Genomic DNA, 14,615 nt, shown 5'->3' with positions numbered 1-14,615 from the left:
AATCTATTCAACAACTTTTACCATTGCTGGACGTATACAACGACCATCAACAGTATAACCAGTTTGCAAAACTTCACACACCGTATCGGATTCATATTCATCTGACGGTACACGCATAATCGCTTGATGGAAATTTGGATCAAATGGTTGACCCACAGCTTCAATAACAGCTAAACCATGTTTAGATAACATAGCCATCAAATTTTGATGAATCATAATGAATCCATCGAGGAATACTTTTGCTTCCCCTTCTGCAGGACTTTGAACGGCCCGTTCAAAGTTATCCAATACAGGAAGAAGGTCCGTTAATACATCCCCTTTTACATATCCAGCAAGTTGCTCTTTTTCTTGGTTAGTACGACGTTTGAAGTTTTCAAAGTCCGCTTGTAACCGTTTATATCGATTATCAAAGTCGGCTTTAAGTTCTTCTAACACTTGAGCAGCATCAGCCACAGCTTCTTCAGTTTTTTCAACAGTTAGTTCCTCTACATTCGTAGTATCCTCTGTTTCCTCCACTGTTTCTTGTTTAATGTCTTGTTCTTCAGCCATTATTTGCCCTTTCTGTTTTGTTCTTTTACCATAGTTTCCATTATATGTTTCATATGGGACAACATGCCGATGATACGTCCGTATTCCATCCGCGTTGGACCAAGAATAGCAAGAGTTCCGATAGGCTGATCTTGATTCGTAAAATCAGCTTGTACCACACTCATTGAATGTAGCGCTTCAGTTTCATTCTCAATACCAATCTTGACCTTAACAGGTGTTGGAGAATCATCTTTTAATAACTGTCCTAATTGATTTTGTTCTTCCACTAAGGAAAGCAAGGGTTGTACCTTCTCAACAGACTTAAACTCTGGTTGATTTAACAACTCTGTGGTACCTACCGAATAGAACAACTTACGTTTATTAATAGCTCGTAATAATGTCTCCGAAAGGATTAATAAAATTCCCTGCGGTCCTTCCATATGGACCAATATAGATCCTAAGGCCTCAGCCGTTACATGACCAATACTTACATTCTGTAGTGCATTGCTAAATTGTATGGCTAGACTTTGTAAAAGCTCTGGTGAAACACTTTCACCAAGGTACATCAACTCATTATCGAGTGCTCCTGTTTCAGTAATAACTACCATAATGGCTTGATGACTATCTAGCGGTAATACATGAATGTATTTGATTAATGCTCTATCATGGGCTGGTGCTAAGAATAAACTCATGCTATGACTTACCTGTGAAAGTAGTTTAGCCATATTTAGAAAGAGTTCACTCGTTGATCCATTGGAACGTTTCCATAACATTTCAATTTTTTCAGCATCCTGTAATGGAACAGGTTGTCGACTCAGCATAGAATCAACATATAAGCGATAGCCCTTAGCTGAAGGAATACGCCCAGCCGATGTATGAGGTTGCTCTAAATAGCCTAATTCCTCTAAATCGGACATTTCGTTCCGCACCGTAGCAGGACTGATGCCAAGATCATAATTTTTAGCAATCGTTCGAGATCCTACAGGTTCTGCGGACTTAACATAGTCTTCAATTATGGCTCGCAAGATGCGCTGTTTTCTTTCATCCATAATGACACCTCTTGTTAGCACTCATTAACTTTGAGTGCTAATCGCATGTATAATATTATCATATTCAAAAAAAATGTCAAGCAGAAAAATCCTTAAAAAGTCAAATAATATCTATTTAGTCAAAAAGACAATTCAATATTTTTAATTAATTGGTCAAAAAATCAAAGTGTAACAATAAGAAAACACTTATACTATCTACGTTTATGTCATATCCTAAAATTTAAATATTAGAATATATTGGTCTAATAAAATTTATATTATTAAAACCTGAAATAGTATAAGTGTTTATATATAATAATTTAGTTGTCAATAAACTCTTAGTTAAAATACTTTTTTGGCCCAAGAATTTACGGACTATAAACTATAAATCAATTAGAACTAAAATGTACTAATTAATTTATAGATCTACCCCTTCTAATGGATTACCAAGACGCTCCAACAGTTTCCCCATACGTTCACGAGGTTCACCATATTTAGCATACCAATCAATCAAAATATCTACAGCTTTTTTAGATTGCTCAATAGTTAGTTTTCTTGCTAAAATTTTTCCTGCTTCAGGTCTCATGCCTGTATTACCACCAACAGCCAACATAAAACCTTGAGATGTACCGATAAAGGCAATATCCTTTACCATTGCATCTGGGCAGTTACGTCCACATCCACTGATGCCGATTTTGCACTTGTGAGAGGTTTTTCGGCCGTAATGTTTTCTCTCTACATAATCAGCCAATTCTTTAGTTTCCATTTGTCCATTTTTACAATGGCCTTTACCTACACAAGCAATTAAGGAATTAACACCTCTATGAATAACAGTTGTCACGCCATCAGGCAATTCAGAAATAAACTGTTCCTTATCATCTTTTTCAATACCTGTAATTTGTATACCTGTTACAACATGACGGAAGGATCCACCATATTTTTCAGCAAGTTCTATGCATGCTTTCATTTGATCTAAAGTAAATTCATTATGTAAACCGTGTAATATTACAGATGTCTTCATCGCTCCTCCTCAAATCTAGCATGCTTATTCACCATCATCCTATTTATACTAACATATTAGATTTTGAGAAACTGTGAGAAATTACTCACGAATAAATTGACTAAATACATAGTTCCCATGCTTGGCACCTTCAGCGGTTAAATGATAACTTGCATTTTGATACTCTAATAGACCTTTACTAACTAAATCCTCTAAAGTAGTAGCAAACAAATCATGGATAGATACGCCAAATTTATCTTCGAATTTTTGCTTATCAAGGCCCCATTTAGTGCGAAGAGCTAAAAAACAAAAATCCTCTTGAGCTCGTTCTAAAGTAATCGTCTCCGTATCGATAGTAGGCATAATATATCTGTCAACAGATTGTATATAGGGCATTACATTACGATTATTACTACGGCGTACTCCGTCATAGAAGGAATGAGCACCAGCACCAAAGCCTAAATAATCTATATAGTGCCAATATTTTAAATTATGACGACTATAGGAATTAGCCTTGGCGAAATTTGAAATCTCATATCGTTCAAAGCCTAAATCTTTTAATCCTTCCATCATCGTATCATACATGGATTCATCAATGGTTTCACTAGGAATAGAAATAAGGTTCTTTTGTACTAAATGATATAGATACGTTCCTACCTCAACTTGAAGTCCATACGTTGAAATATGATTAATCGGTAAATCTTTTACAATATCTAAATTATGTTGAATATCCTCTAATGTTTGTCGTGGCAAACCATAAATCAAATCAATATTGATATCGGTAAAGCCCGCCTCTTTAGCATCATAAACGGCTTGTTTTGCCTGTTCCCCGTTGTGACTGCGATGAAGCAATGTAAGCGCCTTATCATCAAATGTTTGAACACCAAAGCTTATACGATTAAATCCTAGTTTAACAAGTTTCGTTAAATACGATAGATCTACTTCCCCAGGATTTGATTCAATAGTCATATGACAATCGTCAGAAATTGTAAAAGTATTTTTGATTTTATCAAGAATCATCTGTAGTTGTTGAATCGATAATTCTGTAGGCGTACCTCCACCAAAATAAATTGTATCAATAGCTTTAGATGTAGACTCTGGATGTTCAAAGACCCATAAATCGATTTCTTGAACTAAAGCATATACATAGGTTTCGTAATAATCTTGTAAATTTTGATAAGCAGGAAAATCACAATACATACATTTCTGTTTACAAAAAGGGATATGGACATACAGCCCCATATCCCTCAGCGTAGACAGATTCAGAATATCAGAATCTGTTTTCATTTTATTAGTCCTCAACCTTGAGAATCGCCATGAATGCTTCTTGCGGGATCTCTACGGAACCGACGGACTTCATGCGTTTCTTACCGGCTTTTTGTTTTTCAAGTAATTTACGCTTACGAGAAATATCACCACCGTAACATTTTGCCAAAACATCCTTACGCCAAGCTTTTACAGTTTCACGAGCCACAATTTTTGTACCTACCGCCGCTTGAATAGGAATTTCAAACATTTGACGAGGAATCAATTCTTTCAATTTCTCAGCTAATGCACGACCACGTGTAGCTGCACGGTCTTTGTGTACAATAATGGATAATGCATCTACAGGATCTCCATTTAAGAGAATATCCATCTTAACCATTGGAGATTGTTTATATCCAATCAATTCGTAGTCAAGAGATGCATATCCCTTTGTAGCGGATTTTAATTTATCAAAGTAATCATAAATGATTTCACTCAATGGCAAGTGATAAACGACAGATACGCGTGTTTCATCCAAATATTCCATAGATTGATATTCACCGCGTTTATCTTGAGATAATTCCATGATAGTACCAACAAAATCTTTAGGTACAATTGTTGTAGCCTTTACATAAGGCTCTTCGATATAGTCAATTTCCGTTGGAGGTGGTAATTTAGCAGGATTATCGACTTCGAGCATTTCCCCATTTGTTTTGTACACTTTGTAATTTACAGATGGAGCCGTCGTAATAAGCGTCAAGTTATATTCACGTTCTAAACGTTCTTGAATTACGTCCATATGCAAAAGACCGAGAAACCCACAACGGAAACCAAAACCCAATGCCAATGATGTTTCTGCTTCATATTCTAAGGCAGCATCATTAAGCTGTAACTTTTCTAATGCATCCCGAAGGTTTTCATAATCTTTAGATTCTGTTGGATAAAGGCCACAGTACACCATAGATACAGCCTTACGATAACCAGGCAATGGTTCTGATGCAGGATTATTAGCTAATGTTACAGTATCGCCTACATGGCAATCTTTTACATTTTTGATGCTAGCTGCAATACAACCTACTGAGCCACATGGTAATTCTTGCACAGGTACAAGATTGGGAGTAAAAATACCGAGTTCTGTAACATCAAAGTCCTTTTTATCATGCATCATGCGAATTGTATCTTTTGCTTTTATAGACCCTTCTTTTACGCGGACATAAGCAATAGCACCTTTATACGCATCAAAACGGCTATCAAAAATCAAGGCTCTTGTTGGCTTATCAGATTTATCTGGTGGTGCAGGAACTTTATTTACAATAGCTTCTAAAATATCAGGAATACCGATACCTGATTTGGCAGAGCATAATACAGCATCAGAAGCGTCTAAACCAATAATATCTTCAATTTCTTGTTTAACGCGATCAGGATCTGCTGACGGCAAATCAATCTTGTTAATAACAGGAATGATTTCAAGATCATGTTCTAAAGCGAGATATACATTTGCCAACGTTTGTGCTTCCACACCTTGTGCAGCATCGACTACGAGTAATGCCCCTTCACAAGCTGCAAGAGAACGAGATACTTCATAGCTGAAATCGACGTGGCCCGGAGTATCAATGAGATTCAAAATATATTCTTCACCGTCTTGAGCTTTATACAAAATACGAACAGATTGCGCTTTAATAGTAATGCCGCGTTCACGTTCAAGGTCCATGGAGTCCAAAACTTGAGCCTCCATTTCACGTTTTTGTAATGTACCAGTATATTCAATTAATCTATCAGCGATGGTTGATTTACCATGGTCGATATGAGCTATAATACAGAAGTTTCGAATCTTTTTCGTTGACATACTATGTAAACAAGTTCAAAGAACTTGTATTCTCCTTTCTAACATACGCGATCGATAACAGCACCTCCCAATAATTGAGTGCCATTATAAAAGGCTACAGACTGACCTGGGGTAATAGCCCGTTGTGGTTCTTCAAAAATAACCTCCATTGTATCGTCATCTAAAATACGTGCTATGCAAGGAGAAGGGTTAGCTGCATAGCGAATTTTTCCTTCTGCCTTCAATTCCTTATGAATTGTATCATCTAAGAAGTTATAGAACTTACAAATCATGCGATTTGTAAAGAGACGTTCGTTAGGACCCACGATGACCTCATTACGATCCCCATTAAATCCAATAACATATAAAGGGTGTTTATATGCAATACCAAGACCTTTACGTTGACCAATCGTATAATTAAATAAGCCGTTGTGCTTACCTAATACCTCACCATCTTCGGTAACGATATTACCAGACTCTGGTTTACCCTTCATTTCTTCGACCACTAGCTTTTGATAGTTCCCATGAGGCAAGAAACAAATATCCACGCTATCTGGTTTTTTAGCGACTGGCAAATCATATTCAGCAGCTAATTTACGTGTTTCAGTCTTACATTGACCACCTAATGGGAACATAAGATGACTCAAAATACGTTGGTTCATATTGTACATAACATAACTTTGATCTTTTGTGGGATCAACACCTTTATGTAACTCATATAGACCTGTTTCTTCATTATAATTTACTTGTGCATAATGACCAGTTACCATATGTGTGGCACCTAATTCAAGAGCACGATTGAGCATCAAGTCAAACTTGATGTTCTTGTTACAAAATACACAAGGATTTGGCGTACGACCATAGGCATATTCTTTTACAAAGTAATCTACTACGTTTTCGTAGAATACATCACGAGCATCGATAACATGATGCTCGATACCAAGAAAATCACACATCTTCTTAGCATCAGTTACGGCAAGAGGCACCTCATCATAGGGCGTACCACTCACCCATAACCATAGGGTAATACCAAATACTTTATAGCCTTGTTTTAATAGCATTGCAGCAGTTAAAGAACTGTCTACGCCGCCACTCATAGCTACAGCGATAACTTTTTCCATACTTTCTCCTTTTAATGATCTCTTGATCATAAAACTAATCAGGGTGAAAGCCTGACGTGTAAAACACTAGTTCGGTGTAAAAGTCCGAGTAGTATTGCTATAAAATTATAGCAACTTATATTATAGCCTAGAAATAGGTATATTGAAAAGATTTGAAATAAAAAGAATCCCTTTCACAAAAGAAAGAGATTCTAAATATTATCTATGTTTTAATAGTTCTTCAGCAGCTCCTAAAATACCAAGCATGGAATGTTCAAATACTAGGCCACCCTGCATGAAAATTGTATATGGTGGACGTATAGGACCATCGGCACTGAGTTCAATAGAGGAACCTTGTACAAAGGTACCACCAGCCATGATGATTTTATCTTCGTACCCAGGCATATCCCCAGGAATAGGATGTACGTGAGCATCTACAGGAGAATAGGCTTGCATACCTACACAGAAATGCTCCATTTCTTCCCCATTTTTCAGATTAATGGCTTGAATCAAATCATAGCGATCAGCATTTACCTTAGGGAATACATCATAGCCTAGTAACTCACCTACAGCAGCCGTATATACAGCACCTTTAAGAGCTTGTAATACTACGTGAGGTGCCATAAATAAACCTTGGAAGAACAAGCGATAACCAGGAGCATATGAACCCATATGATCGCCAAGTCCAGGAGCTGTCAATTGATACGCTGCATCCTCTACAAGGTTTTCTCTACCAACAATATAACCACCAGTTGGTGCTAAACCGCCACCTGCATTTTTAATGAGAGAGCCAGCCATAATATCAGCACCAGCTTCTAATGGTTCTTGCAGCTCTGTAAATTCACCGTAACAATTATCTACGAAACAAATCGTTTTAGAATTTTTAGCTTTTACAGCATCTACAATAATCTTAATATCTGCAATAGATAAAGGTTCACGAGTGCTATAGCCTCTAGACCGTTGAATGACTACTACCCGCGTATTATCGTTAACAGCGTTAGCAATAGCTTCAACATCATAAGTATTATCTTTCAATGGTACCTCAGTATAGGTAAAGCCTTTTTCTACTAAAGAACCACGTACTTCACGAGCGGCACCGATAACGGATTGCATCGTATCATAAGGAGCCCCTACGGCATAGATAAACTCTGTCCCTTTAGAGCCATTTCCCATCAAAGAAATTAATGTAGTAGCTAACGCATGTGTACCAGAAACAAAATGAGGACGAATGATAGCCTTTTCACCTTTAAATACATAGGCAAATACTTCATCTAATTTTTCACGCCCTACGTCGTTATATCCATAACCAGTAGTACCAGTGAAATGATAATCAGATACTTGGCATTCCTTAAAGGCTTCTAATACTTTTTTTGTATTGGCCAATGCAATAGGTTCAAATTTCTTAAATTCTGGTTCAGCCATTTCTAGGGCTTTACTACGTATTTCTTCTAATGTCATGCTAATCCTTCTCTACGGATTAAATCCATAGCTTTATTAAATATAAAATCTTTAGATGTATTGCTATCAATATGTATCCATTCTATATATGGCATACGTTTATACCATGTAATTTGGCGCTTAGCAAAGTGACGTGTATTCTTCTTAATTAAGTCACGACACTCATCTAATATTATATTGCCATTTATATAGTCAACAACTTCTTTATAGCCAATACCTTTAAATGCTTGGCAATCTGGCTTCACACCAAATTTTATGAGTTGTTCCACTTCTTCAATCAAGCCTGCATCAAACATCATATCAACCCGTAAATTGATGCGCTCATATAGTTTATCACGATCTCTCATAAGACCGATAACAGGTCCTTTATAGGATACACCATCTTTTGTCTGATTTCGCAACGAATCTACATCACCATGATGTAATATCTCAATAGCTCGATACAAACGATGTTTGTCGCTATATTGTATCTCTATATTATGCTCTTTACCTAATGTGAAAGCATAGTCTCGTAAGCCTTCAATACCTTTTGTACTATAGATCTCATCGAGTTCTGCTCGCAAATATTCGTCAGGTTTAACATCATTAAAGTTGTAGTTCTCCAATAATGATTGGACATACAGTCCTGTACCACCAGACAGAATAGGAAGAATATTTCTATCTTTTAATCTTGCAATTATTTCTTTAGCTTGATTTTGAAAAATAGATACCGAATATGAATCATTTGGTTCCAGTATATCGATGAGATGATGTTTCACCCGATTAAGTTCATCCACCGATGGTTTAGCGGTACCAATATTAAGTTGTTTATAAACCTGGTAAGCATCACCAGAAATAACCTCAGCATGTAGCTGTTCTGCTAATTCCAAGGTAAGATCTGTTTTGCCTACCGCAGTAGGTCCAACGATGGTAATTAAGGGATTCACAATAACTCCTTCATATATATTCCATAACCTATACGGCTATATTTTCCCCCCACCCATTGGTGAGGTGGATATTTCTGAAAGACAGAACTAAATGGTCGTTCTTTAATAATAACACCATAAGAGGCAACACGCATAGCTTCCTCCATAATTTTATCATCAATACGACTTTCCACAGTATGTCCACGAAGTGGTTTAAATTGAGGACTATCCTCTACAGGGACCTCAAACATAGGATCAAAATAAATAATATCTATACTTTCATCTGGTAGATTAGGTACATAGTTTTCAAAGGTATCATAACTTACCTCAATACGACGTAATGCGTCCGTCACACTTTTCACATTATGCGAATAATGAGATAAACCATAAGATGTGGCAAGCCATATAGATAGAGAACCTTCTAGACCTTTTATTTTAGCCTGAGGAAAAGCATAGCTCATGACGATACTGTCACTACCAAGACCAATTGTACAATCAAGAAACGAAAATTCTTCTTTATCAGTTATTTCATTAGTACTTAGTATTGTCTGAACAGCATTAATTAAATGATCTCCTTCTCCACGTTGCAAACGTAGTATACGTAATTGAGCCATGGATAAATGAAAGCTATGTTGCTGATTATCAGGAAAATGAATAGTTAAGCCATTACCAGAAAGAACAGCAATAAAATCACATGGATGAGCATTAAATAATGCTGGTATAGATAATTTTCCTCTTTTTATATAGGCCATATGCATAGAGGAAGCCAAAGCTTTGGCTTCCTCTTGAATGGCCTCATTAGATTTTTGAGCTGTAGTTAATATATTCATATTAAGACCGTAAGAATAATTTACCTAATTCATCAGGTGTAAATTTGATAATCGTAGGACGACCATGAGGACATACATATGGTTTTTCGGTACTAAATAAGTCCTCAATTAAGGTAGTCATTTGATACATATTTAAATTATGACCTGCCTTGATGGCCCCTCTACAAGATGCATAAGCTAACATTTCATGTCGTAATTGGGCCTTAGTAGGCTGTTGATGATCATGTAAGTAAGAGAATATATATTGCAGAATTTCAAATGCTTTTGACTCTACTAAATCTACTGGAGCCCCTACTAATTTTATCTTAGTAGGACCACCTAACTCTACATCAAAGCCAAGATCAAGTAATGTTTCTCGTTCTTCCTCTACTAAATTCATTTCATCATTTGTGGCCTCACTATACTGAGGAACCAAAATAGATTGCATAGGAATCGATTCAGAAGACTTACACAACTTATCATAACGCACACGCTCATGTGCAGCATGTTGATCTATGATATATAGATCATCACCTTTTTTAGCTAATATATAACAAGATGCAACTTGACCCATTGGTAAAAAGCCCGAGTTTTGAATTGTACGTTCTTCTATCTCTTCGTTACGAATATCGTGAGACAAGGATTTAAACTTCTCTACATCTTCCGAAGTATAACTAGTGTATGCAGTAGGAACAGCTTCAAAACTTTCATCTACAAAAGAGGATTGTTCATAAGTAGCTTTAGGTGCAGGTGGTGTATACCCCTTTGTTTTAAGATTTTCCACAAACTGCGAAGTTTCACCGCGCATGACTTCATAGCCTTTTGTACGGCGTCCACCAAAAACCTTATCATAATCTATAGCTGTTGCTATATGTTCAGCTGACTGCATCGAATCGTGTACAACAGTAGGTGCTTGATAAGAATCATAAGTAGTATTACCAGCTAAGAATGTACTATTAGAACTAAAATTCTTAATATCACTATTACTATTACTATTACTAGCAATATCATTACCATATTTATCGGATATGTTAGCAACTGTACCAGTCATATAAGATGATGACTCTCGTTCGTATCTCTCATGGAGTGGATTATTTAAAGCATTTAAGATACCGTGATATACGGCTTTAAATATAATCTTATCATCTGAGAATTTAACTTCACTCTTGCGAGGATGTACGTTTATATCAACCATTCTCGCAGGCACAGTAATATTTAGTACCACTAAAGGATGACCATTTTTCGGCAATAGTGCATGGTATGCATTATCGATAGCCTTCATTATGGTTTTATCAGAAATCACGCGATTATTGACGATAATGGTCTGCCATATCCTTGTACTTTTAAGAAGTGTGGGCTTACTCACTACGCCATCGATATAGATAGAATCACTTTCATAAGCAACAGTAAAAATATCATCTTTGGTTTTATATCCATATAGCGCAGCTACAGTATCACTAATATCGCCATTTCCTGGTGTGATAATAGCTACCCGATCATCTATGATAAGCTTAAAAGAAATATGTGGATTACTTAGAGCTAATTTCCCTACAATATCTTGAATTTTAGAGGCTTCTGTACGCTCCGTTTTTAAGAATTTACGACGAGCCGGCGTATTATAAAATAAATCTTTAATTTCGATAGTTGTACCAGGTGCCGCACCATAAGGAATGCAATCGGTAAAAGTGCCGCCATCAACAGTAATACGAGTCCCCAAATCAGAGTCTGCTTTACGAGTAGTCAAAGAGAAATGAGATACAGAGGCAATACTAGCCAAAGCCTCCCCACGGAAGCCTAGGGACGCAATATCAAAGAGGTCCTCTACTTGTTGAATTTTAGAGGTTGCATGACGTAGAATCGCCAAGCGAGCATCTTCCTCCGTCATACCGATACCATTATCAGTAATCCGCATATAGGCCACACCGCCTTCACCAATTTCAACCTCAATATTAGTGGCAGACGCATCAATAGAGTTTTCAATGAGCTCTTTAATAACTGATGCGGGACGTTCAACGACTTCACCGGCAGCTATCTTATTGATTGTCGTTTCATCCAATACGTGAATGGTTGCCATTATTTCCCGCCTCCTTTACGAGCCTCCTCTTGTAGTTCATATAATTTATTTAATGCTTCAATTGGAGTCATGCTCATTACATCGACTTCCAGTAAGCTATCTACTACGGAATGGGTAAATAAATTGCCTAGTGGAGAATCACTAACTTGCTTAACCGCTGGTTTTGCCACATTAGTAAGTTGAGCACCCATAACTCGATTATTTAAGTCACTTGCATCATGACTTTGATCTTCCAAGGATTCTAAAATCACTTCAGCTCGTTTTAATACAGAGTTAGGTAGGCCCGCCAGTCTGGCAACATGGATACCATAACTGCGATCTGCACCACCTTTAATGATACGACGCAAGAAAGCAACATCTTTCCCTTTTTCTTTAACTGCAACGGTATAATTTTTTAATTTACTATAGCTTTCTTCTAAGCAAATCAATTCATGGTAGTGCGTTGCAAATAAAGTCTTGCTATGAATGTGCTTACAAATATGTTCCACTACGGCTTGTGCGATACTCAAACCATCAAAGGTACTCGTACCCCGACCAATTTCATCGAGAATAATTAAACTATTATGAGTAGCATTTTCTAAAATATACGCTACCTCTTTCATTTCTACCATGAACGTGCTTTGACCAGTAGAAATATCGTCGCTAGCACCGACACGTGTAAAAATACGATCCACAGGTGAGATAGACGCTTCACGAGCAGGGATAAAGGAACCAATCTGTGCCATAATCATTAAGATAGCCGCTTGACGCATGTAAGTAGATTTACCTGCCATATTAGGGCCTGTAATGAGTAAAAATTCTTCTTCATCATGATTTAAAACGATATCATTTGGTACGAATACCTCACGTTTTAAGAACTTTTCAATAACAGGATGACGACCATCACGAATATTGATTTGACCATTCATCACAATAGTTGGACAAATATAGTTTTCTTCGTATCCAACTAATGCTAATGAGCATAATACATCAAGGTCTGCAAGAGCACGAGCCGTTTCTTGCACATCTTTGATAACGAGTTTAATATCATTACGCAATTGTTGATATAGTTCGTGCTCTAAAGCGATGATTTTATCTTTTGCGCTGAGAATTTTAATTTCAAACTCTTTTAACTCAGGCGTAATATAGCGTTCAGCATTGGCCAGGGTTTGTTTTCGTATGAAATAGTCTGGTACTTGTTCTGATTTACTATGGGATACCTCGAAATAGTAACCAAACACTTTATTGTAACCAGTCTTAATTTTTGAAAGCCCTGTAGCTTCTTTAATATCCGCTTCCATCTTAGCAAGCCATTGCTCGCTATTAGTCGCTAAAGAACGTAGCTCATCTAAATCAGCATTAAATCCATCTTTAATAACACGACCGTCTTTTAATGTCAACGCTGGTTGCTCTGCAATAGCTCGACATAATAAGTCATAAATATCTTTATGATCTTGCATGCGCTCATTAATAGATGTTAAAGCTAGACTTGAACATGTACCTAATACATTCTTAATATCAGGTAGAACTGCTAATGACTCACGAAGAGCCGTTAAATCTCTGGGAGACACAGATCCGGTTTCAACACGACCAACGATGCGTTCAAAATCGTAAATACAATCTAAAAAGTTACGAATATGAGAACGTTCAGCACCGCGTGTAATAAGTTCTGAAACGGCTGCTTGACGACGTTGTATTTGATTTATATCAGTTAATGGACTTTCAAGCCATTGTTTTAAAAGGCGTGCCCCCATTGGTGTCAACGTACGATCTAGTACATCCAGTAAAGTACCTTTTTGTCCACCATCGCGTAAATTATGAGTAATTTCAAGGTGCCGCAAAGAAGATGTATCAAGAATAAGGCGATTACCTACACTTAATTGATGTACATAGTTGATATGAGAAATTTCAGATTTAATGATATCCTCTAAATATAAAAGCATATAACCTAATGCTTCCCATACATCCTCTTCCATAAGGCCTAAATCACCGAAATGAGTTACAGCTTTTTCAGCTACTTCACGTTGTGTATAGTATGTAGAAAAAGGAGAAAATACGACATTACTAAATTGATTTTCAATAAAATCCTGAATATCTTGCGGTAATATCGTTCCTTCAGGCAATATGATTTCACTTGGTCTATACATGCTGAGTGCATCGTACATATCACTGCGTTTTTCACAATCAGTAATGCGGTGCCAAATAACTTCCCCTGTAGATACATCAGAAAACACAAGAATCCACATATCTTTTACCATATAAAATAATGATAAAAAGTTATTTGACCGTGCATCGTTACCATTTTCTGTCATCACTGTACCAGGAGTAACAACTTTAATGACATCGCGCTTAACAATGCCTTTAACTGCTTTAGGATCTTCTAGTTGTTCACAGATAGCAACTTTATATCCTTTTTTTACAAGCGTTTCTATGTAGCTTTCAGCCGCATGAAAAGGAACGCCACACATCGGTGTGCGTTCCTCATCTCCTGTAGGACGACCTGTTAAGGTAATATTAAGTTCACGTGATGCGACTAAAGCATCCTCATTAAATAATTCATAAAAATCACCTAATCGAAAGAACAATAATTCTTCAGAGTATCTAGATTTAATATCTAAATACTGCTCCATCATAGGTGTTTGCTTTTTACTCATATTCACCTCA

At 36.8% G+C, this 14,615-nt stretch carries 11 protein-coding genes; all 11 read right to left on the bottom strand.

Annotated elements, in window-relative coordinates:
• Positions 1–3 precede the first annotated feature (3 nt).
• The 11 genes from grpE to mutS all read right to left on the bottom strand — a co-directional run bounded on the left by grpE (position 4) and on the right by mutS (position 14,605).
• Positions 4–549 (bottom strand): nucleotide exchange factor GrpE, encoded by a 546-nt coding sequence (gene grpE, locus B1A77_RS07595; RefSeq protein ID WP_021148128.1) that lies wholly within the window; start codon positions 547–549, stop codon positions 4–6.
• Positions 549–1,577, bottom strand: coding sequence for a heat-inducible transcriptional repressor HrcA (gene hrcA / locus B1A77_RS07590; protein ID WP_077708392.1), 1,029 nt, complete (start codon positions 1,575–1,577; stop codon positions 549–551). Before hrcA ends, grpE begins: the two co-directional genes overlap by 1 nt.
• A 397-nt stretch (positions 1,578–1,974) precedes the next feature.
• Positions 1,975–2,577, bottom strand: coding sequence for a nitrite/sulfite reductase domain-containing protein (locus B1A77_RS07585; RefSeq protein WP_004695732.1), 603 nt, complete (start codon positions 2,575–2,577; stop codon positions 1,975–1,977).
• Between the two features lie 81 nt (positions 2,578–2,658).
• Positions 2,659–3,843, bottom strand: coding sequence for a radical SAM family heme chaperone HemW (gene hemW, locus B1A77_RS07580; RefSeq protein WP_077708391.1), 1,185 nt, complete (start codon positions 3,841–3,843; stop codon positions 2,659–2,661).
• Between the two features lie 4 nt (positions 3,844–3,847).
• A complete protein-coding gene (gene lepA / locus B1A77_RS07575) occupies positions 3,848–5,647 on the bottom strand; it encodes a translation elongation factor 4 (protein WP_021148125.1) in 1,800 nt (599 codons plus the stop codon).
• Positions 5,648–5,685: 38 nt separating this feature from the next.
• A complete protein-coding gene (gene mnmA, locus B1A77_RS07570) occupies positions 5,686–6,747 on the bottom strand; it encodes a tRNA 2-thiouridine(34) synthase MnmA (RefSeq protein WP_021148124.1) in 1,062 nt (353 codons plus the stop codon).
• Positions 6,748–6,945: 198 nt separating this feature from the next.
• Positions 6,946–8,184 (bottom strand): methionine gamma-lyase family protein, encoded by a 1,239-nt coding sequence (locus tag B1A77_RS07565; protein WP_021148123.1) that lies wholly within the window; start codon positions 8,182–8,184, stop codon positions 6,946–6,948.
• Positions 8,181–9,110 (bottom strand): tRNA (adenosine(37)-N6)-dimethylallyltransferase MiaA, encoded by a 930-nt coding sequence (miaA, locus tag B1A77_RS07560; RefSeq protein WP_021148122.1) that lies wholly within the window; start codon positions 9,108–9,110, stop codon positions 8,181–8,183. The genes B1A77_RS07565 and miaA overlap by 4 nt, the downstream gene beginning before the upstream one ends.
• Positions 9,107–9,919 (bottom strand): class I SAM-dependent methyltransferase, encoded by an 813-nt coding sequence (locus B1A77_RS07555; RefSeq protein WP_021148121.1) that lies wholly within the window; start codon positions 9,917–9,919, stop codon positions 9,107–9,109. Before B1A77_RS07555 ends, miaA begins: the two co-directional genes overlap by 4 nt.
• A gap of 1 nt (position 9,920) precedes the next feature.
• Positions 9,921–11,972 carry a DNA mismatch repair endonuclease MutL gene (gene mutL / locus B1A77_RS07550; protein ID WP_077708390.1) on the bottom strand — a complete coding sequence of 684 codons (2,052 nt, stop codon included), beginning with the start codon at positions 11,970–11,972 and terminating at the stop codon, positions 9,921–9,923.
• Positions 11,972–14,605, bottom strand: coding sequence for a DNA mismatch repair protein MutS (mutS, locus tag B1A77_RS07545; protein ID WP_077708389.1), 2,634 nt, complete (start codon positions 14,603–14,605; stop codon positions 11,972–11,974). The genes mutL and mutS overlap by 1 nt, the downstream gene beginning before the upstream one ends.
• Between the last annotated feature and the right edge of the window lie 10 nt (positions 14,606–14,615).

Origin of the sequence: Veillonella parvula (assembly GCF_002005185.1) — a bacterium.
Taxonomy (GTDB): domain Bacteria; phylum Bacillota; class Negativicutes; order Veillonellales; family Veillonellaceae; genus Veillonella; species Veillonella parvula_M.
Note: the sequence above shows the minus strand (reverse complement) of the source record. Positions and strands in the feature narration are given on the sequence as shown.

Excerpts from the sequence above, each read along its gene's own strand:
- grpE (WP_021148128.1), bottom strand. The coding sequence starts at position 549 with ATGGCTGAAGAACAAGACATTAAACAAGAAACAGTGGAGGAAACAGAG.
- hrcA (WP_077708392.1), bottom strand. The coding sequence starts at position 1,577 with ATGGATGAAAGAAAACAGCGCATCTTGCGAGCCATAATTGAAGACTAT.
- B1A77_RS07585 (WP_004695732.1), bottom strand. The coding sequence starts at position 2,577 with ATGAAGACATCTGTAATATTACACGGTTTACATAATGAATTTACTTTA.
- hemW (WP_077708391.1), bottom strand. The coding sequence starts at position 3,843 with ATGAAAACAGATTCTGATATTCTGAATCTGTCTACGCTGAGGGATATG.
- lepA (WP_021148125.1), bottom strand. The coding sequence starts at position 5,647 with ATGTCAACGAAAAAGATTCGAAACTTCTGTATTATAGCTCATATCGAC.
- mnmA (WP_021148124.1), bottom strand. The coding sequence starts at position 6,747 with ATGGAAAAAGTTATCGCTGTAGCTATGAGTGGCGGCGTAGACAGTTCT.
- B1A77_RS07565 (WP_021148123.1), bottom strand. The coding sequence starts at position 8,184 with ATGACATTAGAAGAAATACGTAGTAAAGCCCTAGAAATGGCTGAACCA.
- B1A77_RS07555 (WP_021148121.1), bottom strand. The coding sequence starts at position 9,919 with ATGAATATATTAACTACAGCTCAAAAATCTAATGAGGCCATTCAAGAG.
- mutL (WP_077708390.1), bottom strand. The coding sequence starts at position 11,972 with ATGGCAACCATTCACGTATTGGATGAAACGACAATCAATAAGATAGCT.
- mutS (WP_077708389.1), bottom strand. The coding sequence starts at position 14,605 with ATGAGTAAAAAGCAAACACCTATGATGGAGCAGTATTTAGATATTAAA.